Source organism: Paenibacillus sp. J31R120 (assembly GCF_056269225.1).
The window spans coordinates 1-23,011 of the sequence record NZ_JBWDNN010000011.1 but is presented as its reverse complement, the minus strand read 5'-3'; the positions used below and the strand labels follow the sequence as shown (position 1 = coordinate 23,011).

General features: G+C 50.1%; 29 protein-coding genes. 11 read left to right on the top strand and 18 right to left on the bottom strand.

Annotated features, from left to right (window positions below; translation table 11 throughout):
- Positions 1-122: 122 nt before the first annotated feature.
- A complete protein-coding gene (locus AC0YNW_RS26265) occupies positions 123-494 on the top strand; it encodes a toprim domain-containing protein (protein WP_387469021.1) in 372 nt (123 codons plus the stop codon).
- Here the strand turns inward: AC0YNW_RS26265 and AC0YNW_RS26260 are convergent.
- Both AC0YNW_RS26260 and cyoE read right to left on the bottom strand, forming a co-directional pair.
- Positions 491-1,099, bottom strand: coding sequence for an SCO family protein (locus tag AC0YNW_RS26260; RefSeq protein ID WP_475834422.1), 609 nt, complete (start codon positions 1,097-1,099; stop codon positions 491-493). The two genes, AC0YNW_RS26265 and AC0YNW_RS26260, sit on opposite strands and share 4 nt — an antisense overlap.
- 46 nt (positions 1,100-1,145) lie before the next feature.
- Positions 1,146-2,024 (bottom strand): heme o synthase, encoded by an 879-nt coding sequence (gene cyoE, locus AC0YNW_RS26255; protein WP_387470504.1) that lies wholly within the window; start codon positions 2,022-2,024, stop codon positions 1,146-1,148.
- A gap of 234 nt (positions 2,025-2,258) precedes the next feature.
- Between cyoE and AC0YNW_RS26250 the strand changes: the two genes are divergently transcribed.
- Both AC0YNW_RS26250 and gerQ read left to right on the top strand, forming a co-directional pair.
- Positions 2,259-2,681, top strand: coding sequence for a cell wall hydrolase (locus tag AC0YNW_RS26250; protein ID WP_387469025.1), 423 nt, complete (start codon positions 2,259-2,261; stop codon positions 2,679-2,681).
- Between the two features lie 103 nt (positions 2,682-2,784).
- The gene (gerQ, locus tag AC0YNW_RS26245) at positions 2,785-3,240 is read left to right on the top strand and encodes a spore coat protein GerQ (RefSeq protein ID WP_475834503.1); all 456 of its coding nucleotides are present in this window, start codon (positions 2,785-2,787) and stop codon (positions 3,238-3,240) included.
- Positions 3,241-3,252: 12 nt separating this feature from the next.
- Here gerQ and AC0YNW_RS26240 read toward each other — a convergent pair whose 3' ends face one another.
- The gene (locus tag AC0YNW_RS26240) at positions 3,253-3,549 is read right to left on the bottom strand and encodes a hypothetical protein (RefSeq protein ID WP_475834421.1); all 297 of its coding nucleotides are present in this window, start codon (positions 3,547-3,549) and stop codon (positions 3,253-3,255) included.
- Positions 3,550-3,642: 93 nt separating this feature from the next.
- Here AC0YNW_RS26240 and AC0YNW_RS26235 point away from each other — a divergent pair, with 93 nt between their 5' ends.
- Complete coding sequence (locus AC0YNW_RS26235) at positions 3,643-4,629, top strand: metal-dependent hydrolase (RefSeq protein WP_475834420.1); 987 nt, start codon at positions 3,643-3,645, stop codon at positions 4,627-4,629.
- Between the two features lie 127 nt (positions 4,630-4,756).
- On the opposite strand, the gene AC0YNW_RS26230 is transcribed toward AC0YNW_RS26235, so the two are convergent.
- A complete protein-coding gene (locus tag AC0YNW_RS26230; protein ID WP_387469033.1) occupies positions 4,757-4,966 on the bottom strand; it encodes an alpha/beta-type small acid-soluble spore protein in 210 nt (69 codons plus the stop codon).
- Positions 4,967-5,106: 140 nt separating this feature from the next.
- Here AC0YNW_RS26230 and AC0YNW_RS26225 point away from each other — a divergent pair, with 140 nt between their 5' ends.
- Together AC0YNW_RS26225 and AC0YNW_RS26220 are read left to right on the top strand one after the other, a co-directional pair.
- Positions 5,107-5,307 (top strand): hypothetical protein, encoded by a 201-nt coding sequence (locus tag AC0YNW_RS26225; protein ID WP_387469035.1) that lies wholly within the window; start codon positions 5,107-5,109, stop codon positions 5,305-5,307.
- A 41-nt stretch (positions 5,308-5,348) separates the two neighbouring features.
- The gene (locus AC0YNW_RS26220; RefSeq protein WP_475834502.1) at positions 5,349-5,588 is read left to right on the top strand and encodes a permease; all 240 of its coding nucleotides are present in this window, start codon (positions 5,349-5,351) and stop codon (positions 5,586-5,588) included.
- Positions 5,589-5,733: 145 nt separating this feature from the next.
- Here the strand turns inward: AC0YNW_RS26220 and AC0YNW_RS26215 are convergent, their stop codons facing one another.
- Positions 5,734-6,147 (bottom strand): O-methyltransferase, encoded by a 414-nt coding sequence (locus AC0YNW_RS26215; protein ID WP_387469037.1) that lies wholly within the window; start codon positions 6,145-6,147, stop codon positions 5,734-5,736.
- Positions 6,148-6,416: 269 nt separating this feature from the next.
- Here AC0YNW_RS26215 and AC0YNW_RS26210 point away from each other — a divergent pair, with 269 nt between their 5' ends.
- The gene (locus tag AC0YNW_RS26210; protein ID WP_475834501.1) at positions 6,417-7,679 is read left to right on the top strand and encodes a methyl-accepting chemotaxis protein; all 1,263 of its coding nucleotides are present in this window, start codon (positions 6,417-6,419) and stop codon (positions 7,677-7,679) included.
- A gap of 150 nt (positions 7,680-7,829) precedes the next feature.
- Positions 7,830-8,777, top strand: a complete 948-nt coding sequence (locus AC0YNW_RS26205; RefSeq protein ID WP_475834419.1) for a polysaccharide deacetylase family protein — start codon at positions 7,830-7,832, stop codon at positions 8,775-8,777.
- Positions 8,778-8,780: 3 nt separating this feature from the next.
- Here the strand turns inward: AC0YNW_RS26205 and AC0YNW_RS26200 are convergent, their stop codons facing one another.
- The 4 genes from AC0YNW_RS26200 to AC0YNW_RS26185 form a co-directional block, all read right to left on the bottom strand.
- Positions 8,781-9,425 carry a 3D domain-containing protein gene (locus tag AC0YNW_RS26200; protein ID WP_475834418.1) on the bottom strand — a complete coding sequence of 215 codons (645 nt, stop codon included), beginning with the start codon at positions 9,423-9,425 and terminating at the stop codon, positions 8,781-8,783.
- Positions 9,426-9,513: 88 nt separating this feature from the next.
- Positions 9,514-10,320: a CAP domain-containing protein gene (locus AC0YNW_RS26195; RefSeq protein ID WP_387469043.1), complete on the bottom strand. Its 807-nt coding sequence runs from the start codon at positions 10,318-10,320 to the stop codon at positions 9,514-9,516.
- A gap of 245 nt (positions 10,321-10,565) precedes the next feature.
- Positions 10,566-11,591, bottom strand: coding sequence for a Gfo/Idh/MocA family protein (locus AC0YNW_RS26190; protein WP_475834417.1), 1,026 nt, complete (start codon positions 11,589-11,591; stop codon positions 10,566-10,568).
- A gap of 17 nt (positions 11,592-11,608) precedes the next feature.
- Positions 11,609-12,385 (bottom strand): sugar phosphate isomerase/epimerase family protein, encoded by a 777-nt coding sequence (locus AC0YNW_RS26185; protein ID WP_387469047.1) that lies wholly within the window; start codon positions 12,383-12,385, stop codon positions 11,609-11,611.
- Between the two features lie 380 nt (positions 12,386-12,765).
- On the opposite strand from AC0YNW_RS26185, the gene AC0YNW_RS26180 reads away from it, so the two are divergent.
- Positions 12,766-12,993 (top strand): 3-dehydroquinate dehydratase, encoded by a 228-nt coding sequence (locus AC0YNW_RS26180; RefSeq protein WP_387469049.1) that lies wholly within the window; start codon positions 12,766-12,768, stop codon positions 12,991-12,993.
- A gap of 72 nt (positions 12,994-13,065) precedes the next feature.
- Here AC0YNW_RS26180 and AC0YNW_RS26175 read toward each other — a convergent pair whose 3' ends face one another.
- The 9 genes from AC0YNW_RS26175 to AC0YNW_RS26135 form a co-directional block, all read right to left on the bottom strand.
- Positions 13,066-14,340 carry an MFS transporter gene (locus AC0YNW_RS26175; RefSeq protein ID WP_475834416.1) on the bottom strand — a complete coding sequence of 425 codons (1,275 nt, stop codon included), beginning with the start codon at positions 14,338-14,340 and terminating at the stop codon, positions 13,066-13,068.
- Between the two features lie 131 nt (positions 14,341-14,471).
- The gene (locus AC0YNW_RS26170; protein WP_475834415.1) at positions 14,472-15,041 is read right to left on the bottom strand and encodes a TetR/AcrR family transcriptional regulator; all 570 of its coding nucleotides are present in this window, start codon (positions 15,039-15,041) and stop codon (positions 14,472-14,474) included.
- Positions 15,031-15,765: an MBL fold metallo-hydrolase gene (locus AC0YNW_RS26165; protein WP_475834414.1), complete on the bottom strand. Its 735-nt coding sequence runs from the start codon at positions 15,763-15,765 to the stop codon at positions 15,031-15,033. The genes AC0YNW_RS26170 and AC0YNW_RS26165 overlap by 11 nt, the downstream gene beginning before the upstream one ends.
- A gap of 130 nt (positions 15,766-15,895) precedes the next feature.
- Positions 15,896-16,669: a YheC/YheD family protein gene (locus AC0YNW_RS26160; protein ID WP_475834413.1), complete on the bottom strand. Its 774-nt coding sequence runs from the start codon at positions 16,667-16,669 to the stop codon at positions 15,896-15,898.
- A gap of 111 nt (positions 16,670-16,780) precedes the next feature.
- Positions 16,781-17,647 carry a protease modulator HflC gene (gene hflC, locus AC0YNW_RS26155; RefSeq protein ID WP_387469059.1) on the bottom strand — a complete coding sequence of 289 codons (867 nt, stop codon included), beginning with the start codon at positions 17,645-17,647 and terminating at the stop codon, positions 16,781-16,783.
- Positions 17,644-18,699 carry an FtsH protease activity modulator HflK gene (gene hflK / locus AC0YNW_RS26150; RefSeq protein WP_387470508.1) on the bottom strand — a complete coding sequence of 352 codons (1,056 nt, stop codon included), beginning with the start codon at positions 18,697-18,699 and terminating at the stop codon, positions 17,644-17,646. The genes hflC and hflK overlap by 4 nt, the downstream gene beginning before the upstream one ends.
- A 222-nt stretch (positions 18,700-18,921) precedes the next feature.
- Entirely contained in the window at positions 18,922-19,851 is a 930-nt protein-coding gene (locus tag AC0YNW_RS26145) for an SPFH domain-containing protein (RefSeq protein WP_475834412.1), read from the bottom strand.
- A gap of 3 nt (positions 19,852-19,854) precedes the next feature.
- Positions 19,855-20,283, bottom strand: a complete 429-nt coding sequence (locus tag AC0YNW_RS26140) for an NfeD family protein (protein WP_475834411.1) — start codon at positions 20,281-20,283, stop codon at positions 19,855-19,857.
- Between the two features lie 115 nt (positions 20,284-20,398).
- Entirely contained in the window at positions 20,399-21,223 is an 825-nt protein-coding gene (locus tag AC0YNW_RS26135; protein ID WP_475834410.1) for a MerR family transcriptional regulator, read from the bottom strand.
- A 612-nt stretch (positions 21,224-21,835) separates the two neighbouring features.
- Here AC0YNW_RS26135 and AC0YNW_RS26130 point away from each other — a divergent pair.
- Both AC0YNW_RS26130 and AC0YNW_RS26125 read left to right on the top strand, forming a co-directional pair.
- Complete coding sequence (locus AC0YNW_RS26130; protein ID WP_475834409.1) at positions 21,836-22,075, top strand: hypothetical protein; 240 nt, start codon at positions 21,836-21,838, stop codon at positions 22,073-22,075.
- Between the two features lie 65 nt (positions 22,076-22,140).
- Positions 22,141-23,011: hypothetical protein (locus AC0YNW_RS26125; RefSeq protein WP_475834408.1), on the top strand; the 871-nt coding region annotated here is incomplete at its 3' end.

Here is a 23,011-nt window from a genome sequence, read left to right as displayed (position 1 = left end):
TCATTGTGTGTGCAGGTTTTTGGTAAACCATAGCATATAAGCAGCGGCCCGCATGTCGGGCCGTTTGCTTTTTATTCCGGCTCGCGCGATGGTACACTATAGGTTGAACAGGGGGATTGAATATGGAATACGCCATCGTAGTGGAAGGAAAAAACGACAGAAGCAAGCTCAGACGAGTTTTGAATGAAGAAGTAGGCATCTACTGTACGTACGGGACGCCGGGGACGGATCAATTGGAGAAGCTTCGCAAGGATATCGGAGGACTTGCCGTCTATATCTTTACCGATAACGATTCATCGGGCAAGCGCATTCGCGGGATGCTCCGAGATCTGTTTCCCGATGCAGAACATATCTATACGCGCCGGGGATATGCGGGCGTCGAGCATACGCCGGACGAGTATTTGATCCAGCAATTAGAAAAAGCGGGCCTCGATGCGCATATTGTATATCCTGCGACCGATCCCGCTTCCAGGTGGATGAAAGATGAATTTTAGAGCAGCTTGTTAATCTGCTGAACGATATATTCCGGCGTCAGTTCTTCGTCATTGCCGTTAATCCATTCACGGATCTGGCCGTTCTGATCGACCAGCGTAATCACGTTGAAGTGAGCAAAGGTATTTTCTTTCTCTACCTTAATGACACCAACCTCAAAATCGCGGGCCAGTTGAATCGTAGCAGCCTCTTCGCCGCGCAGGAAGTGCCAGCCGTCCGTATCAACCGAAGTGCGTTCCGCGAACTGTCTGATCGCGTCCGGCGTATCCCGCTCCGGATCAAATGTAATCGAGATCAGCTCGACCTTGTCTCCAAGCGTGCCTTGCTCCCTCAGCATGTCCTGCGCCTCACCCAGCATAAAGGTGGTCGGCGGGCACACATCCGGGCAATTGGCAAAGTAGAAGTAGACGATACGAACTTTGCCGCTGGTCGACTCCAGCGATACCGGCTTGCCGTCGATATCATTCATCTCGAAAGCAGGTGCTGCCTGAAGCAATGGCAGCGGCTCCGCTTTCTTCGGACCGTACATATACAATAAATAAATGCCCATTGCCGCACATAATGCCAGCACGGCGATCTTAAAGCTGTGTTTGCGCAGAAAACTCATCTTTATTCCTCTCCCCTTGGTCCTCATGCACCCGATCTGGCTCTGATTACACCGAAGTCGTATTCGCGATCATGGCAATAAAGACAACCATTAAATAATTGACAGAAATTAAAAAGTTAACCTTAGCCCATTTGTCCGTATCTTTGGCTTTAATGCCTTGCAGCGTATGGACAAGCCATACAAGGCTGAGTACGACGGAAATAATAAGAAAATAAATGCCCGCGTATCCATACCAGTACAGCAGAATAACCGACGGCAGAAGCAGCAGAACGTATGGAATCATCTGCAACTTGGTGCGCTGAATGCCCTTCACAACAGGCAACAGCGGGAAACCCGCTTCCCGGTATTCTTCTACGCGGCGGATCGCAAGCGACCAGAAGTGCGCAGGCTGCCATAGGAACAGCAGAGCAAACAAAATCCACGCACCAGCGTCAATCTCGCCTGTAACGGCACAATAACCGATAGCCGGAGGCATGGCGCCAGATATGCCGCCAATAGACGTGCTCCATGTCGAGGTACGCTTCAGCCACATCGTATAGATGACAATATAGACAAACCATCCCAGCAGTCCAAGCCAGCCTGTAATCGGATTAACCATTAAAAATAATAACGCAATGCCCGTGACACCAAGAATAAGGCCGTAAGCCAGGACGGCAGACGGCGTCATTCTGCCCATCGGCAGCGTACGATTTCTAGTGCGTTCCATCTTCTGGTCCAATTCACGATCCCAATAATTGTTCACAACGGTAGCCGAAGCCATCGTCAGGGTGGAGCCAATCAGCATCCATATCATAAGCGCGATATCAATATCCCACTTCGAAGCTACCCAAAAACCGCCAAGCGCAGCGAACATATTCAATCGAAGGAGCCGCGGTTTCGTTAAAGCAATCAAGTCCTTCAGCACAAAGCTAGCCTCCCGAGTTATGCGACAAGACGCGCCGGGCGCGTCTATCTTTCATTGATGAATCGAATCTAATCATACCGAAAAAACAGAGCGGTGACAACGTTCATGCCCCTTGTTCATGAATTCGACACTCAAAATGTGACAAATCATTTGTAATTGAGCTGGAACCATTCTGCCCGCCCATCCATACAATAACCATGTGGCAAACGCCTATCAGATTACGACGATTTTGAAGGGATGTGAGTCCGCTCCATTATGGCCGTTATCAAAGCAAACGCGGAACAGACGAAAATGCTCGCAAGACTCATGCGGGCCGAAGCCGAGGGCGAAGGTGAGCTCGGCATGCTGATGGTTGGCAACGTCGGTGTCAACCGCGTCCGCGGCAATTGCCTTGACTTCAAAAACATACGCTCCATTCCCGACATGGTCTATCAAAGCCCAGGAGGTTTTGAAGCCAGTACAAAGGGCTACTTCTACCAGAAGGCAAGGGACAGCGACGTTCGCCTTGCCAAACGGGTAATCGGAGGAGAGCGCCAGCATCCCGCTTCCAATGCGCTGTGGTTCTTCCGTCCGTCAGGCGCCTGTCCTGACACATGGTGGGATCAATCGCATAGCGGCCGCTTCAAGGCTCATTGCTTCTATGTGCCAACGTCAGCAGATTGTCCTTCCGTTTATTAGTGTTGTCGAATTATTTCATTCTTAACGATTGAAAGCGAGGATTAACAGTATGTCGAATTACGGTTATAAGCAGCAAGTCAGCATGGCCAATGCAGGACCCAATATGGGTTATGGAGCCGCATACGGATACGGCGGCGGTTATGCGCAGCCGTATGCACAGCCATATTCGCAGCAAGCTGCGGTCTCCAATTATACAGCTGCCAGCACTATGCCTCCGCAGGTCCCAAGCGGCTCGGTCGTCACACCCGGCGGCGGCAATATTGTAACGGTACCCGGTAATGAAGAATCATACGTCGAGAACATTCTGCGCCTGAACAGAGGCAAAATCGGCACCTTCTACATGACGTATGAGAACAACCGCGAATGGAATGCAAAAATATTCAAGGGCAGAATTGAAGCGGCCGGACGCGATCATATCATCATAAGCGATCCCAATACTGGCATGCGCTACCTTCTACTGATGCTTAACCTCGATTATGTAACCTTTGATGAGCCGATCAAATATGAATATCCGTTCCAAGGCGCGACCGTTACTGAAAGCTCGCCAGTCAGCGAATAAAGCTAATCCTCCCTATGTCAGGCTGGATGCAACCGGCTTGAACGTCCAGACGTGCAGCTTGGCCGGTCCCCCCTCTATCCAGCTTGAGAGCGCGAACCAAGGAGAGCGTCCGCTCAAACGTTCCTCCTTGACGCGCAGGGCATGCGCCTCGTCCTTGCAATCCCAGACCTCTACGAACAAGGAAGGCTGATCCGTTCCCTCATATACATGGACAAGCTCTGCTTCCTGCAAGCGCAGCTTATCCACTTCCTTTAAATAGGCTTCCCTGTTTTCTTGCTTGATCTTATATTCTGCAAAACAAATGTACATTTGGCGTGAGTCTCCTCTCGAATCAATTGATAAAGTTCCCCTGCTTCGCCGATACTACGCTTAACATCCACTTCAATCAGGGGGGCACATCTCATGGATACTGGAACGCATCTTGTCATGGGCATTGGACTTGCCGGTCTTGCGATGGTCGACCCGATCGTCGCGGCGAGCCCGGCCGTGCACACCGCTGTGCTGATCGGCACAATAGCCGGCTCCCAAGCGCCGGATCTGGACAATTTGCTGCGGCTGAAAGGCAATGCTTGTTATATTCGCAATCATCGGGGAATGTCTCATTCGCTTCCCGCGGTGCTGCTCTGGACGATCGCGATTACAGGCTTGCTTCAGCTCCTCTACAGGGGAAGCCTGCCTTGGCTTCATGTAGGCGGCTGGGTTCTGCTGGCGGTAGCCGTACACGTCTTAACCGACTTGTTCAATGCATACGGCACGCAAGCCATGCGGCCGTTCAATGAAAAATGGATATCCTGGAATATTATCCATATCTTCGACCCCGTTATCTTCACCGTACATCTCATAGCCATTTTACTGTGGGCGGCAGGTCTCGTAAATCCCGCAGTTTTGTTTCCGCTCATGTATCTGCTTCTGGTCGTATATTACGTATGGCGAACTTACTCCGCACGGCAAATTGTGCGCAAGCTGCCCCGGCTCGATCACGGCTATCACAAGAGCGACAGCTATATCGCCATTCCGACCATCTCGCTCTCCATCTGGAATGTCGTCAAGCAATCGGAAGATCATACATTCCATATTGGCAATCTTCGGAACGGACAGCTCAAATGGCTGGACAAAACAAAGTGTTCCAGTCACCCCGCGGTCGAAAAATCAAAAAATGATCCCGCCATTCGTTCCTTTCTATACTTCACCAACTTCGCCTGCGCGGACGTGAAGGAGCATACTTGGGGATATGAAGTCCGCTGGGCCGATGTTCGTTATCGCCACCGCAAGCAATATCCGTTCGTTGGCGTGCTGATGATGAATAAACAATTTGAAACGGTTGGATCATACGTCGGCTGGCTGAGTGATGAACGGCTGATGAAAAGGCTGCGAATGGATACGTATTGACATTGACGGAGCGGAGCCCCTTCCTGCACAATGGGAAGGGGCTCCGCTTTTGGGTTGCTTCCAATTAAAAAAGCCCAAGGTTTCCCTTGGACTTCTTGGTTAATGCAACGTTGTGTATAAGAAGCGTTTAGCGGATGCCGCCGGACAGTTGTTGTTCAGCGATTTGAACCAGCTTCTTCGTGATGTATCCACCAAGCGAACCTGCGTCGCGTGTCGATACGTTGCCATAATAGCCGTCAGCTGGAATTTGTACACCCAGCTCTTGCGCTGCCTCAAGTTTCAATTGATTCAGTGCTTGGTTTGCTTGTGGGACAATTAGTTGGTTGCTTCTGCTCATAGGGATATCTCCTTTCGTCCTCTGCACGTTGTGTGTTGCAAGCTTGCAAAGTTATTATGTGCATCGCTTCAGAATCTATGCTAATGATTCAAAAAATATTTTAACCTTTTTGAAAGGTTATCTATAAGGAGTTAATCGATATGTCAAAATCACTTTCATTGTTCTTCGCCTCTCTGTCCATTCTGTTCCTTAGTGCGACCGCGATCTCCATCAGCCATAGCGTCTGGCTCGTGCTTCTGTTTGGCTTGCTCTCGCTATTCAGCGTAGGAGCCGGATTTATTGTGAAAGCCCGGCTCAGAAGACGTTCCGAACAAAGCGGCTCATCCGACAACCAGCGCTGAGGTTGCCCAACCGCGGCATTAAACGCATTATCGGCTTTTAAATAGAAGCGATACCTTTCATGCTGCTCGGCTTGCTATTCTCTGCGTTATTGCATGTATTCGTCCCCGATAAGTTGATCCGCCGCTATAGGCCAAAACGCCCCCTTGCCGGCGTCATATTCGGCGCGCTGCTCGGCATGATGGCTCCGCTATGCGATTGCGGCAAAGCCTCCATTAGCCGCCATGTCCTAGCCGAATGGCCGGGCAGCCCTTTAATCGCCTATGGTTTTATGATGCTCTAAGCCTATATTATCTCGCTCTGCTCCACATCAGATGCTTCATCGTCACTGCGGCACTTTCCTGTAAGGACCGCTGCTTGCCTTTCTCGAATTCGGCGGCCAAAAAAAACAATGGCTCCGCATCGCAGCCATTGCTCTCTGGTCTGCGCTAATAATACTCGCGCAGCATATGCTGAGGCCGATTCTGCGGAACATAACGATTGCTCCACGTGGCCATATTGTAATTCGATTCGTACAGGATACTCGCCGACCAAGAATTGTTGCTGGGACGAACCGTGAAGTCATACAATATTTCTCCGTGGGTCCAATCCTGTCGAAGCTTCAGCGCATCGATTGCCATTTGCCTGAAGGCTTGTACCTGTGCGCTTGACAGCCCCTTCTCCGTTCCTTCAATCTTGCCGTTTCTCGTCTCGATCGGGTGATGCCGCAAGCCGAACTTCCCTACCGAGTTGTTGCGAATGTGGATTAATACCGTACCAGCCGCTGCGTTCGTCAGCTCTCCCTCAAGCTGTCTAAATACAAAGTCTACCTGACGCGCCAAAGATACCGAGCTTGTTTCCATTTCCCGTAATCCTCCTCTTTAAGTTCGACATAACGATGGTGAATCCGACAAAATTCCTCTAAATCAAACATCGAATTGCTTATAATGGTAGCATCGCCTATACGAATGTTCACCGAAAAAATTATTGGTAATTTCCGAATTCAGGATTGCGCTTTCAGACCTATTAAATTAAGACTAAAGACCCTGAAAACGCGTTCGACAATTATAGACCATTTTCGTCCACGGTGTTATAATATGGGTATTCCATATAAAGGAGCGCTTACATAATGATTCAATGGTACTATTCTCAGTCGGTACGCAGTAAACTGTTGATTACCACTTATTTCAATCTAGTACTATTTGCCATTGTCACGGTCCTGATGACAGCGATCCTCGGAGGCAAGATTCTTCCGATCCTGATCGGGGTTGCCGTACTGGCGATTGCCGCGCTTCCCATTGTATCCTTTATTGAGAAATCCATTACGCAATCATTCGAAGAAATATCCGGAGCAGCCTATCGGATATCCAAGGGCGACTTCACCCAGAAGATCGACACTTCCGCAAGCTCCGGCTCCGGCGAGCTTGGCCATTCCTTCAACAGTATGGTGGACAAGCTGCGCGACATCCTGACGGAGACGTCCAGCATCATCAAGCATGTCGCGGATACAAGCCGCAGCATCTTCGAGAAGAACAACCAAATTCAAACAGCAATGGAGCAAGTAGCCGCATCCGCAAACGAACTCGCAACCGGCGCCAACGAGATCTCCGAGGATGTGACCGACATGAGCGCGTCTATCACCGAGATCGAAGAGAAAGTCTCATCATACGCCACATCTACCAAAGAAATGAACGAGCGTTCCGAGCAGACGATCCTGCTGGTGGAGAAGGGCCGCAATGCCCTTGAAGTTCAGGCAGAGGGGATGCAGCGCAACGTAGAGGCTACGGCGAAGGTCGGTGAGACTATCGAGGATCTGGCCCGAAAGGCGCAAGGCATCTCGGCTATAACGACGACGATCTCCGACATCGCTGAGCAGACGAACCTGCTATCCTTGAATGCGTCCATCGAAGCGGCGCGTGCAGGAGAGCATGGCAGAGGATTTGCCGTTGTTGCTCAAGAGGTACGGAAGCTCGCTGAGGAATCGACGACTTCAACGAAGCAAGTCTTCAATCTCGTGAAGAGCATTGACGAGGGCATTCAGCAAGCCATTAATAATATGAAAGTCAACGAGGAAGTCGTTAATCTTCAGACGGAGCATATCCGCCAGTCGGAGCATGTATTCAAGGAGATTGAAGAGAGCATCGGGTTTATTACGAATCAGATCTATGCGTTCTCCCAAGAAAGCGATGTAATGCTGGAAAGCGCGCAAAAGATCTCCGCAGCGATTCAGAATATCTCCGCCATCACACAGCAATCAGCTGCCGGCACGGAGCAAGTATCGGCTTCCATGAATGAGCAGATCGCTTCCGTACAAGCCGTTGTCCAAGAGACAGAACGTATGCTTACGATGGCTACACAGCTGCAGCGTACGATTCAAGTATTCAAAATGAAATAAGAAGTCGCTATCGACTCGAACCGTAATCGGTTCGAGTCTTTTTTTGTTAACACGCGAAACCATCATCCTGTGCATGAACCTAATCCTTGCCGGAAAGGTTATATGTAGAGCATCAAGCAAACTAAGCCAGAAGAACGGGATGAAGCAGGTATGCCAACACTAAAAACGCTTTTAAAAATCGTATTCTCAGTAACCCTAGCCACAGGCAGCTTGGCGGGAGTCGGTTCATCCGCTTCTGCCTCATCCGTAAGCGAAATCTCAACATGGATATTAGAACCGGCCAAGCAACAACTTACCAATCCGCAGACGAAACAAAAGCAGTCTACCGTACGTCAAAAAAATAAGAGCACAAAACCAAATCAGAATCGGACAAAATCAAAGAAAGTAAATCGCTCAGGCAAGCGTAATAGCAAGCGGGCTAATAAACGCAATGATGACATGTCATGGGTCAATATGCAAAATAAATACCCCGGCACCTTCGTCATGAGCGGTTCCCGGGATAAGCGCAACGTATCTCTGACATTCGATGACGCACCTGATCCGCGTGTAACACCTGAAATCCTGGATACATTAAGCCAATATCACATTCGTGCCACTTTCTTTATCGTGGGTGACCGGGCTGCCAAGCATCCCGAGCTTGTGAAACGGATCATGAGAGAAGGGCATGTGATCGGCAATCATTCGTATAACCATGCGGTATTGTCCAAGCTGCCGATTGCGCAATTCCAACAGCAAATATGGAAAACCGATGGTATCATCAAGCGGATTGTGGGGGTTTCTCCAAGACTGGTAAGACCGCCATACGGAGAGATGAAGCCTCAACAGATTGCGTGGGGCAAAGAAAATGGTTTCACCGTTGTGAATTGGGATGTGGATTCTGAGGATTGGAGGAATAATCCGAGCAGCGCACGCGTCCTCGCGAACATTAAGAAGACGCTGCAGCCTGGCTCAATCATTCTCCAGCATGCCGGAGGCGGGGATCGCCAGGATCTGTCGGGAACGATCCATGCACTTCCCGTTCTGATCGAGATGCTGCAGGGCAAAGGCTACGATATCGTAACCTTGCCTGAGCTGCTCGGAAGAAAAGCCTATCGGTAGACGTTACTTCAGGATATAAGCTTCTATATTCTGAACGCCGAATTTCATCGCTTGTTGTGTGGAGCCCGGTACGAAGATGTCGACGCGATTGCCTTTAATCGAACCGCCCATATCCGTTGCAGTTGCGATAATGCCTACACTTGGCAATCCGTTGTACTGGTAGCCGGTGATGAACAATTTCGTGCCTAACGGAATCATTTTCGGATCGACTGCAATCGTGCCTACCTTCAGTCTATTGCCAAAGTAATCCACGCCGCCCCATTTCCCGTTCTCGGATGCCGCTGCCGTATAGGCCGTAGCCTTAAGCGACAATTGATCCGTATAGGCGTAGTCATAGCCGCCTGGTCCTTGTACATGACCGCCACTTCCAAGCGGAACTGCAGCAGACGAGTCGGCCATCGCCTTCAAGGACTCAGTAGATTGACCCTGGCCTGGAATAGCCAGCTTCATTCCGATTTGCAAATTCATGGGGTCGACGGAAGCGTTGGCGTTCATCAGCGTTTGAAGCGGAAGTTTATATTGCTGAGACAACGTCCAGAATGTATCCTTGTTTGTTACCGTATGTGTGCCTGCCGATGCGTGTGCCGTACCAGCGGATAAAGTGATCGATAATGCAATTGCTGCGCTTGCCAGAAAAGCTTTCTTCAAAACGTAGTACCTCCAACATGATTTTAGTTCAGGTCCGGAGCGTCCGGACATTTGTCCGTAGGCGCTCCCAAACCCGATTTATTATTCATTAGCCAATAAACATTTGAACCCATTTGCCATTCACATAACCGACGCCGATTTTCGTAAAGTTTTTGTTTACGATGTTGGCGCGATGTCCGGGGCTGTTCATCCAATCATTCATGACTTGTGCTGCCGTACGTTGTCCGGATGCGATGTTCTCTCCGGCATACGAGTATTTCACTCCGTAGGTACGCATCATATCGAATGGCGAACCGTACGTTGGGGACGTATGGCTGAAGTAGTTGTTCACATCCATATCTCTTGCCTTCTCAGTCGCTACTTTATTGAGCAAAGCGTCTGTTTGAAGAGCCGGCAGACCCAGCTTCGCACGCTCTTGATTCACCAGATTTACAACCTGAGTTTGCAATGTGCCCGTCTCAGGAGCCGGTGTTTGCGTTGGCGCCGGAGTTGGCGTCGGCTTCACCGTTGGTGTTGGCGTTGGCTTCGTGGTTGGTTTAGGAGTCGGCTTCACCGTCGGTGTCGGCGTTGGCTTCGCTGTAGGTGTCGGCTTTACGGTCGGTGTTGGCGTTGGCTTTGTGGTCGGTGTTGGCTTCACGGTCGGTGTTGGTGCAGTACCGCCGAACGATGGCCACTTGATGACAATGCCATTAAATTTAATGTTCAGCTTGTCCAAGTTAATGCCGTATTTTTGAGCAATTGTATTTAAGGCTTCATAATTGATGTAGTACGTTTGGGCATTCATATCGATCGGTGTTGCATTAGCGGCATCTGCTTTCGGAGCTGCCCAACCTGTTCCGATCATCGTTGCCGCTAGAATGCTAGCTACGCCTATGCGTATTGGCTGCATTTTCATTCTTTCATTCCTCCCAAATTGCTAGAATTTATCGAATCGGCCCTCGATGTCCCTTATCTTAGCATGGGGGTAAAGCCCTTTCATGGCGCAAAAATTACCAGTCCCGCAGAAATCAGGGTGAACCTCCCGCCATTACTGCATTATGAGAATCTACTCATGGGGCTCTATACACAAAAAACAGCCTCCAACCCTATGAATAGCATAGGATTGGAGGCTGTATTCATAGCCTGAAATAGGCTGGAAAATTACCCGTTTACCGAAACAAACTTACCTGTTTCTTGAGATTCGAAGGCACACAGAATCACCTTAAGCGACGCTCTGCCTTCTTCGCCGGATACCGCCGGAGTTGTGTCGTTCACGATGCTCTCCAGGAAAGCGTCAACGACGCCGCTGGACTCCTGCTTATCGTTTGTGGAGATTGCGCCTACTTTATGCTTCTCAACCGTACCGTTGCGCAATTCTACAATAACTTGATCATCAGGATGCGTGCCGATCTTCATAACGCCGTTCTCGCACCACAGAATCGTGCTGTTGTCTTCGCCTCTATAATAGGTCCAGCTTGCCACCAGCGTACCGATTGCGCCGCTGTTCATACGCAGAATACAGGAAGCATTGTCATCGACCTGCGTTCCTTCCTTATGAAGTGTGCCTACGAACGCTCCGATTTCCGCCACTTCATCATTCAGCATCCAACGGATCAGGTCGGACTTATGAACGCCGAGGTCACCCATAGCGCCCATCAATGCTTCTTCCTTACGGAAGAACCAGCTGTTCGCACCGTCTACGCTCCAGCCGTCCGGACCCGGGTGGCCGAAGGAAGTACGGAACGTCAATACTTTGCCAAGTACGCCGGATTCAAGGATTTGCTTCGCTTTCACATGTGGAGGCATAAAGCGCTGGTTGTGGCCGACCATCAGCTGTACGTTATTGTCCTTAGCCGCCTGAATCATGGCTTCCGCTTCGGCATCCGTAACCGCCATCGGCTTCTCGACCAACACATGTACGCCAGCTTTGGCCGCAGCAATACTCATTGGCGCATGAAGCGCATTCGGCGTACATACGCTGACTGCATCAGGTTTTACCTCTGCAAGCATGGTCTCATAATCGGAATAAGCCTTAGCGCCGTACGTATCCGCAAATTGCTGCGCACGCTCAATAACCGGATCAACAAATGCGACCAGCTCAGCATTCGGGCTCGCAGCATACTCCGGAATATGACGATGTTTCGAGATCGATCCGCAACCAATTACAGCAATTCTTACTTTAGACATATAGAATTCCCCTGCCTTTATTCAAATTTGGATAAATAATTTTCTTTCAGCCACGCCATGCTTGTGGCAACCGATTCGAGCGGCGGATTCGCGCATACGTCCTGCTCGACGATAATCCATTCCACGGACGACTCAGAAGCAGCAGCAATAACGGCATCCAGCGGCAAATCGCCTCTGCCAAGCTCAACCGTATCGATCTGTTTGCCTTTTTCCCCGCCGCGGAAATCCTTCAGATGAAGCAGCGGCAATCTGCCTGCGTATTTCTTCACGTAGCTCACCGGATCAATACCCGAATATTGTACCCAGCCAATGTCCATCTCAACTTGCAAATATTCCGGGGAAATCCGCTCGTACAAAGCGTCGAATACGACCTGGCCGTCCAGCTCAACCTCGAATTCGAACTCATGATTATGATATGCGAAAGCAATGCCTTCCTCGCGGAAACGCTTGCCGTATTGCTCGAACTTCACCAGATGGCCGCGCCATGCTTCCGCATCGCGTGCCTCGTGAGGCAGCCATGGACATATTGCATATTTCGCCCCGATTGTTTTCAGGTAAGCGATTTCATTCTCCAGATTGCCTTCCAGCAGATGCAAGCCGATATGGCTTCCGATTGCTTTCAATCCAAGCTCCTGCAACAGGTCGCGCATACGCTCCGCCTCAATACCACCGTAGCCTGCAAATTCAACGCCTTCATAGCCTAATTCCGCAACCTTGCGCAGGGTGCCTTCGAAATCGACAGCCGTAACATCCCTCAGGGTATACATCTGTAAACCAATGCCCATCCGTGTCATAGAAGCCGCACTCCTTTTTCGTTATATTCTGCTTACTTATGTTGTGTCGTATTTTGCCTTACGAGTTCCATTATATCGATCCTCCTTGCCGGAAAACAGTTGTCTTATTAGTTTCTTTTTATGCAATTTTGCTCTGATGCCTCAATGTCTGATTCGGTTGCCCCGTCTGTTTCTTTTTTGCGGGATCGGGAAAAACAGCTTGCAATCCAATCACTTTGCAGTATACTAATTACAGCTTAAGGCGAGGATCGGCCCCGCAATCATGCATGAATACTGAAAAGTGACGATTTTGTAACCTTTTGCTCACTGTTTTTTAAGACTTATTTAATATTTATCCGTTAGACTAGAAAAAAATCCTTCGTAGGGTGGAGGTCAAAACCATGAAAACTATGCTGATGTTCCAAAATAAAACGATACCCGTATACTTAACGGATACAAACAAACAAGCGCTGGACAAGCTGTCCACTGTATTAAACCGTAAGCTCACTACCGGGAAAAATGCCTTGAAGAAATGTATCACTTCTCTTATAAGCGTCGAGATCGTAGGCAGCGAAGCTACGCTTCATTCGTACTACGAGCGGGACACGCTGACGATATCGTTATATTAAGCTGCCTGATCTAACAAGAGAGGACATCCTCCATTGCTGCAAGCAATGAGAATGTCCTCTTTTTTGTTTTAGCTATGATGAGCCTGCCAGCCCTTTTTGGTTCCTGTTGCCGAACACGAACAGCGCCGTGCCGATCCATCCACAGATGGAGGCTGCAATCAGGAGCGTACTTAGCGACAGGCTCGATGTCAGCGATGAGCTCAGCAGCGGCCCGACCGTTCCCCGTACACCAAATAGCATGAGATGAATGCCGAATACCATAGCCTCACGGCCCGGCACCAGCCGGAATACAAAAGCCAGAATACCGATATCCCATATCGCTTCGCCAATGCCTTGAATCGCATTGCCCGCAATAACAGCGCTATAGGTCCCCCATACGCCGTACAGCATCGGTACAACGGCATACGCCCCGATACCGATCATAAGCGTATATTTGATATGGAATCGGTCAATCATCAGACCCGCAATCCAGAACGTGAGAAGTAAGGCCGTAAAGTAAGCGACACGCGCATATCCGATCTGCACATTGGATAACTCAAGCACGTCGACCTGTGTAATTTGGTAAAGCGGACTGGCCAGCATGTTGCCGAAGCCGGCGAATGTCGTTGCCGCAAGAAATACGGCAAGTGTTCGATTCGATACGACAAGCTCCCATTGCTCCCGCATCGAAAACTTCTGTCGCTTCCGATCCGGTTCCGCATCCGCTTTCATTGCGGGATGAGAGCTGCGCTCCACTTTCTTAGAGAGCTTGAGCGTATTGAATAAACCAATGGACAATACCCCCGCAATAGAAGCTGCAATAAGCGGTCCGGAAGGGCCGAAAGCTTCCGACCATCCGCCGACCATATAAGCGAGAGGAATCATGAGAATGCCCATAGCTACCCGGACATAGCCCATGAGCCGACCGCGAATGTCCGTGGGGTACATGCGGGATACAAGCGCAGCGTACGCTGGCGATTGAATCCCCATCAGCAATTGGAACAGCAGTGCGGCTACGACATAAACAGATGGATAGCTAAAAAACGCAGGGAGCAGCAAGAGCAGCCTGCCGATCGCATTTGGAATAATGACGAACGGCTTCGGGTTGCGAGACTTCTCAATCCAGTTCGCCCATATAGGCGAAAAGATCAGACCGACAGCAGGCGCCGCGGTAAGCAATCCAACCTGAAGGTTGCTAGCTCCTTGTTGTATCGCAAACGCTACATAGAATTGATTCATGACAACATTGAATAGACCGAACAAACAGGAGGCCCCGAGGTCAATGCGGGCATTCCGCCATACCCGGGCTGTCATCGGCATACCGAACTTTACGACGTGAGAGCTTGCTTTGGACATACGTCCCAACATGTCATCGATACCTTCTTTGTCTTGGATGTGAACGGACGGAGGACCCTTCGCACAAGGCGAAGGATCCTCACTCATCACGTCATTTGATTGGATATTACTACAGCGATTCGAAAATGTACAGTTAAAGTTAACTAAAGGTTCGGCTGTGCCAATCCTGCCAAAAATCGTCCCAGCGCGAAGCGGAAGCTCTCGGTCACTTCCAGGGGCATGCCGAACCCTCCCTCCGCTTCAATCGAGGCGAAGCCATGGAGCAGACTTCGTAATCCCCGCACAGCATGAATGCCTTGCTCCTGCGACAACTCATATGGCTTTAATGCCGTCAACAGCCGCTCTACAAGCTCGCCGCCAAGCTTTACATGCTCCTGATGCTCATGGGAGGGGGAACGTAGCGTTAATGAATACAGTCCGGGGTGATTTCTCGCAAATGACATGTAAGCATTCGCGATATCCATCACCGCCTCTTCTCCTTGCCGCTGTCCTGAAGCTTCCCGAAGAGCATCATTCAATTGCTCTAAACCATACAGCACCAGATGAGAACGAAGCGCAGGCAACCCATTAATGTGGTTGTAGAGTGAAGGGGACCTGACTCCCAGCTTCTGGGCGAGGGAAGCTAGCGTTACCGCTTCTACCCCTTCCGTATCGGCAAGCTGCGCCGCCGTCACTACGATTTGTGTCAAATCCAATCCGGCTCTAGGTGACATGCTTGAACACCCCTTTCTTAAGAAGACGGTGTTCACATTCGGCAATCGACTTCCTCATGGCTTGCTCAGGCTGAGCGATCATGTTGCCATGTCCCACAGCCAGCCAGGCTGGGCTCATATCGGCGAGCTTGCGCGCACTGTCAAGACTGGCTAGCGGACTCCATGTCGCAAGGGCCGGAAACGGAAAGCTAAGCTTCATATGTCCGGCTACCGCCAGTCCGCCCCGTGCCGCGAAAGCATCACCTGCGATCAACACACCTGTCCGATCATCATAGAAGGACATGGAGCCTGGCGTATGGCCAGGAGTAGACAACACAAGAAGCGAGCCGACACGATCGCCATCTTGAAGCCGTACATCCGGTAATGTCTCGATGTTCTTCGGAACATCTCCGCGAATCGGCAGCTGCTCCTCCCCTTCCAACAGCGCTGTATCCCCTCGAAGAAGCCTTGCGTCTCGGTCCGAAATATAGACGGTAACATCCGGCAGCTGTTTCTTCAATGCATCAAGCGAACCGACATGATCGCCATGCGCATGCGTCAAGACGATCCGGGTAATCGGTTTGCCTATCTCCTCAGCCGCCTTCAGAATAGCCGGTGCATTGGCGGGAAGAGCGGCATCAACTAACGTTAGGCTGTCTTTCTCCTCTACGAGATAACAGTTGACTGGAAACAAATTAGGCAGATAGGTGAGTTGAATAACCGATTGTTGATGAATTTTTCTCATTAAGCCACGTCCTTTTTTCTAAAACTAATGTCGTTAGTTTTAATATAAACTAATACCATTAGTTTTTCAACCCCAAACATGATCGCACATGAAAAAAGACCAGGATAATCTCCCGATCTTTAATCCTCCGCTATTTGGCAGTCCGTCTGCCATAATAAGACGCATACCGTTTCATTTTCTGATAAGCCTCCGGGTCAATATTTCTCAGCGGATGGAACTGAGGATGATTGGAATTCACCTCTAGCACCCATAGACTGCCAGACGAATCACGGGCAAAATCGATGCCTACTTCGTTCATGCCCGACCTTCTGCGGCTAAGTGATCTTGCGATCCGCAAGGATGCGGATGACAACGTCCGTTCTCTGCGGCTTGCCTCATCCACTGACAGGCCGAGCTTCCGGTGCAGCTTGCCGAGCGTATAGACCTTGCCGCCTTGATAGTAGTTCGTGACAATTTTTTTCGCAGCCCCTACCTTTACCATATAGCCTGTACAGACCCAATTGCCTCCCGGTCTCCGCTGCGCCATGGCTCTTATATCGTAAGGACGGCCGTTCACGCGATCCAGCTTGATGCCTTGCTGAATAATAAGCTTCCCTTTCATGCCGGATAACTTCTGGTACAGTCCCGAGAAGCTATCGTAGCGGGCGCTCCATTGCCGCTTGCCATCTACCGCTTTCAATTCATAACCTTTTCCTTTTCGCTTCACTTTGCATACGCCGATCCCTAATGATCCAATATCCGGCTTCACATATATGGATGAATAGGCATCTGTCATCATTTGCAAGTTGGAACGACTGAAGGACACCGTCCTGGGCACGTATTGGCGCAGTTCGGCATCCTTCAGCAAGTAATTGCAGACGCGCAGCTTCCCTCTAATATTGCGGCTTGCGTAGTTTTTGGCCAATCGATTCACCTCTATATAACCTATGAAGAGAATCTATGACACTCGTGTACGCTTAACCAGGGACAACCGCATATTTTTGAGAGATTGCTAGCGTCGGCAAAATGGATTTCATTATTTTCCTAACAAAATTTTCGCATAAGGCGAATCGATCGGCAACATGATGACTGGATTATCCTTCAATGTCACTACATAGCTTTCCAGCGTTCGATACAGGCTGTAGAATTGAGCGTCCTTGCCGTAAGCACTATTATAAATCTGAGCTGCTTCCTGCTCGCCTTCGGCAATGATCTTCTTCGCATCAGCTTCCGCTTGTGCCATCAGCTCCATAGCGGTCCGATCTGCTTTGGACGTAATTTTCCGGGACTCCTCGTCGCCCTCGGACAGATAACGTGCCGCAATGGATTGACGGTCGGAGATCATACGGTTGTATACGCTCTGCTTATTGCTATCCGGCAGGTCCGTACGCTTAATACGGACGTCTATAATCTCGATGCCGTAATCAGCACGCTCCAATGCAAGCGAAACATCGTTCGTAATTTCGTCATTGATATTTCCTCTTGCCGAGTTTTCACTAATAATGACATCATAATCAACTTCTGAAAGCTTTCTTCTGACAGAGTTATAGACAAACTCTTCAATCCTTTGCGAGCCCCCGCTTACTGCGTACAAGTTGCGGTAAAACTTCCCCGGATTCTGGATACGCCAAATCGTGTAGTTATCTACCAAGATCGGCTTTTTGTCTTTCGTCATAATTTGGCCCGTTTTGCTCTCCAGCGTCATTTGATACTTAGGCAGTGTCGTTGTGCTTTCGATAAACGGAATCTTGAAATTAAGTCCAGGCTCCATAACTGATCTCTTTGCTTCTCCGAAGCGGAGCACAACCTTGTATTCGCCTTCCTTAACAACAAAGAGAGAACCTGCGACAATCATAAGCACGACGACGGCGCCAATAATACCTATCCAGTGCTTTGGCTTCATTGTCCGTCACCTCCTTGCGGTTGTTGATTAGCATTATTGTTGTTATTGTTGCTGCTTGAGGATGAAGATCCGCTTCCTTTCAGAAGCTCGTTAAGCGGCAAATAGTTGACGGTATCGCTGCCCGAGTTCGTAATGAAGATTTGGGCATTTGGCAGGATTTTCTCCAGCGTCTCCAGAATAAGTCTGCTCTCGGTTACGCCCGGGTTCTTCGCATATTCAGAATAGATGGCATTGAATTTCGCCACATCGCCCTGCGCGTTCAGAATACGGGATTTTTTCTCCCCTTCTGCCTTCTCGATAAGCGCTTGCGCTTCGCCGCGCGCTTTCGGAATGCGATCATTTTCATATTTGGATGCATTATTGATCTTTGTATTCTTCTCCTCGCGGGCATTGGTGACGGCACGGAACGCATCTTCAACCTCTCCGCCCGGTGGTTCGATATCCTGGAATTTCAAATCAATAATTTGAATGCCAGTCTCGTATTTGTTCTGCAGCTCGATCAGCTTCTCGCGAACCTGATCCTGGATGGCGGTCTTGCCGTCCGTAATCGCGTAGTCCAGCTTCTGCGCCCCGATGACGGAACGGATCGACGCACTGGCCGAGTTCCGAAGAAACTGCTCCGGATTGCTGATATTATGCAAATAATTGCGGATATTGCTAATCTTCCAAGTTACGACCGCATCGGCTGATACGATATTTTCGTCTCCCGTAATCATCATAGACTCTTCATCTACCGATGTAACCGTATTGCCGTTCTCACGGTAACCGATTGTAATATGCTGAGTCAGCTCAGCAGGAACAATTCGAACCTCCTGAATTGGCGAAGGCCATTTGAAATGCAAGCCGGAAGATGTCTCGCGATCATACTTGCCGAACGTCAGTATAGCCGCGCGCTCCTGCTCCTGTACCGTGTAAAAGGATGTCGATCCCAGATAAAACAGCACAACGGCTGCTACTACACCGATCGCGATCTTCTTGACGGTTCCCGGCTTCAGCTCAGGCGGCTTGCGATTGGGATTCGGAGCCGGCTGGCCGTTCGGGTCCTGGTTCATAAAGTTCAAAACACTCTCTCCTTTCAATATGTGTTGCTCATACAGGGATATACGTTTATTTCCGTCTTTGGTCACACTTTTTTAAGGTTGTTTTAAGGTGAATGTTCGAATAAGGATATCAGATTGCGGAAATTCCTCGATTTTTATCAAATAATCCGTCAGCGAAAACAGCCTCCCTCCAAGGCTGGCCGTCTTGGAGGGAAGCTGTTTGTAATGGCATTCTTACTTTTTGCTCTCCTTCAGCATCTCGCCGATTGCTCCAATGCTGCCAAGCGTCTCCACAGCACGCGTCGGGATAAATACCTTATTGGCCGCTCCATTCGCTATGTCGGAAAGTGCCTCCAGGGAACGATACGTAAGTACTTGCTCATCAAGACCCGCAGAGCGAAGCAGCTCAATCCGGTTTTTCTCCGCTTCGGCGATGGATTGAATCGCCTTCGCCTCGCCAAGCGCCTCCAGCTCCTGGGCTTGTCGTTGACCTTCGGCTTGACGGATACGGGCTTCCTTCTCGCCCTCCGCCTTCAGAATTTTACTCTGCTTGTCGCCTTCCGCGCGAAGAATCATGTCCTGCTTCGCAGCTTCCGCTTCCAGAACCAAGGCGCGCTTGCTACGCTCCGCCTTCATCTGCTTATCCATCGCATCCTGGATATCGGTTGGCGGCTGAATATCAATAACCTCAACACGTTCAATCCGGACGCCCCACTTCTCCGTCGCTTCATCCAGCGCAATCCGAATATCCGAAGAGATTTTCTCCCGGCCCGACAGTGTCTCGTCGAGCTCCATCTTGCCGATAATCTGCCTCATCGTTGCAGTACTGATGTTCCGCACGCCGTATACATAATCGGAAATTCCGTATGTAGCTTGCTCAGGTCCCGTCACCTGATAAAAGATGATCGTATCGATTTTGACCTGAACATTATCCTTCGTAATAACCGTTTGCGGCGGTACGTTAGCTTGCTGAATACGCAAGTCGTGGTACGTTCGCACATGGTCGATAATCGGAATCAGAATATTGATGCCAGGCGTCAGCAGTTTGCTGAATTTGCCCAGACGTTCAACAACGCCGACTCTCTGCTGCGGAATAATCTTCACCGACATCGCGATGAATACAACCGCGATCACAACAATAACAATCGTTACAGTCCAACCCATAGTTTAACCTCCCCATTTGTTTACTTGCAAAAAGGCACTTCCGCGGCTGATGACAATAATTGCCTCGCCTTTTTCGATCGATTCGTTCGACTTGGCGCTCCACGTCTCGCTGCCGATCTTTACAATGCCCGGCGTATCCGGATCAATCGCTTCAAGCACGGTTCCTTGCATTCCGACCAATTCATCGACAGCATCCCGGAACCCTTTCCCGACTTGGAATCGGCGGGTGAGCGGCTTCGTAAATACGGTAAGCAGCAATGCGACGACGCATCCAACTATGACTTCAAGAAGCCAAGCATCCGGATAAATGACATCGACAATTGCCGCGGCCAATGCGCCGACGCCCAGCCATAAGAGATAAAAGGTCAGCGTAAGCATTTCAACTACAATAAGCACTCCCGCTACGATGAGCCAAATTAACCACAAGTCCATCTTATCCCTCCCCTTCAAATAAGTGTATTCGGCATGAAAGAGGCTAAGACCTGCTGAATTACCCGGGAAATGTCGAAAAAAAGAGAAATAAAAAAACACTCTCCAGAGGAGAGTGTCAGCCATTCTTCTGCGCATATAGAAACTCGCTTACCGCCTCGCTCTTGAAGAGAAGGAAGCTGCTTATTCCGGAGTAGGCAATTACAACTATCGAATAGATGATAAAACCAATAAGTCCTTCACTTACACTCAATACGAGCAGCTGTACACTTAAGAATACCGCCAGCGCCGCACCGACAGCGAACAAATAGCGTACCCATGTTACCCCTGAGATCAAGCATATGGCCAGTATAATCTGAATGATTAGCGATAAGATATTGAAATTCAAGAAAAACGAAAAAACCGCCATTAATATATTTAATATCGCGATTGAGTAGACTATCATTTTCCCCCGCTTAAATTGCTTCGCCTGCCGTTCAACGAACCGGCCGTATTCCTGCTCGCGTTCCGTCTTCGTTCCTTGCTCGAATTTCCCGAAGTTCGGATTAATGTCTCTCTGCGGCAACGGCAGCTTCTCGGACATATCCCTTAGCTTGCTTGCTATGCTTGCCACATCCCGCAGTTCGCCCGGAGCAATACCGTTCAGCGCATCCACAATTGCCGCCTTGGCTTTCGCATCATTGGCCAGCTTTAACTTGTAAGCAGATAGCACCTCTTGGATACGTTCCGGCCGCTGCTGCATATCCTTGATTTCATCAATGGTAAAAAACAGCTTTCGAAGTCCGGCGATCGTGTGCAGGTCTTCCACATCCTTCGCCGAATACTCGCGGTACTCCCGCCCGTTGCGGACCGAAACCTCGGGCGAGACAAGCCCCTCCTCCACATAGTAGCGGATCGTCCGTTCCGTTAGGCCCGTTTGCTTGCTTACTTCTTTCATCTTCATGGCGTTTCCATCCCCTTTCACGAGCCAATGTACACTCTTACGTAACGGAAGTGTCAACCGTTTTTCTGTTTTCCGCTATTAATCTTCTTAATTTTACATAAAGCCTCAATATTGTAAATGCCATTAAGAGTTATGCTCTTCAAATCAAGCTTTTTTTCCAGAGTCGGTTAAGTTTATATCCAAAAAATAATCGCTTCCTATTAAAGAGCTTGTTCCATTGCTAATGTAGTAGTAAAGAGTATACAAATGGACCGTTTGCTAAATGTGGATTATTCTCAAGCACAAAAGTGGGGGAGAAATTCGAATGTCTCATAAGTCCCTTTGAATTGTAGATTTGCTATTACTCGACTGTTGGCAGCAGCCTTTTATTAGGTCAAGCAACGCTTCTCTCTACCTCTAAAATATAAATACTTAAAATTACCTCTTTCTACCTAGCAATGCCCATGCAATTAAATACCTGTTTTAATACTCTATATTATTAGCATAAGGAGGTGCCACTTTTGAGCCACTTATCAAACCGTAAATATAAATCAAACAAAAAACATAAAGTTACTAGATCTTCACTCTGCCCAAGCAAACGAAAGAGAGTAGCGATCGTCATTAAGAAAAAGAATGATAAAAAAATTGTTTTCAAAGCACTTAGAGGACCTAAAGGGTGTCGTGGACCTAAAGGATGTCGTGGGCCTAAAGGATATGATGGAGCGACAGGGCCGACTGGAAGTAAAGGAGAACGAGGAGAACGAGGAGAACGGGGAGAAAGAGGAGAAAGAGGAGAAAGAGGAGAAAGAGGAGAAAGAGGGCCCCGAGGAAAAAAGGGCAATGATGGAAAGAGAGGAATTCCCGGAGCAATAGGACCAAAGGGTGCTACTGGGCTGTCTGGAGCTACTGGGCTGTCTGGAGCTACTGGACCGACTGGTTTGACTGGCTCCACTGGACCAACGGGGACGACTGGCTCCACTGGACCGACCGGTCTGACTGGCGCGACTGGACCAACGGGGACCACTGGCTCCACTGGACCGACCGGTCTGACTGGCGCGACTGGACCAACGGGGACGACTGGCTCCACAGGACCGACCGGTCTGACTGGCTCCACTGGACCAACGGGGACGACTGGCTCCACTGGACCGACTGGTTTGACTGGCTCCACTGGACCAACGGGGACGACTGGCTCCACTGGACCAACGGGGACGACTGGCTCCACTGGACCGACCGGTCTGACTGGCGTCACTGGACCAACGGGGACGACTGGCTCCACTGGACCGACCGGTCTGACTGGCACGACTGGACCAACGGGGACGACTGGCTCCACTGGACCGACCGGTCTGACTGGCGCGACTGGACCAACAGGGCCGTCTGGCTCCACAGGACCGACCGGTCTGACTGGCGCGACTGGGCCAACAGGGACGACTGGTTTCACTGGACCGACCGGTCTGACTGGCGCGACGGGACCAACGGGGACGACTGGCTCCACTGGACCGACCGGTCTGACTGGCGCGACTGGGCCAACGGGGACGACTGGCTCTACAGGACCGACTGGTCTGACTGGCGCGACTGGGCCAACAGGGCCGTCTGGCTCCACAGGACCGACCGGTCTGACTGGCGCGACTGGACCAACAGGGCCGTCTGGCTCCACAGGACCGACCGGTCTGACTGGCGCGACTGGACCAACGGGGACGACTGGCTCTACAGGACCGACTGGTCTGACTGGCGCGACTGGGCCAACAGGGCTGACTGGCTCCACAGGACCGACCGGTCTGACTGGCGCGACTGGACCAACAGGGCCCTCTG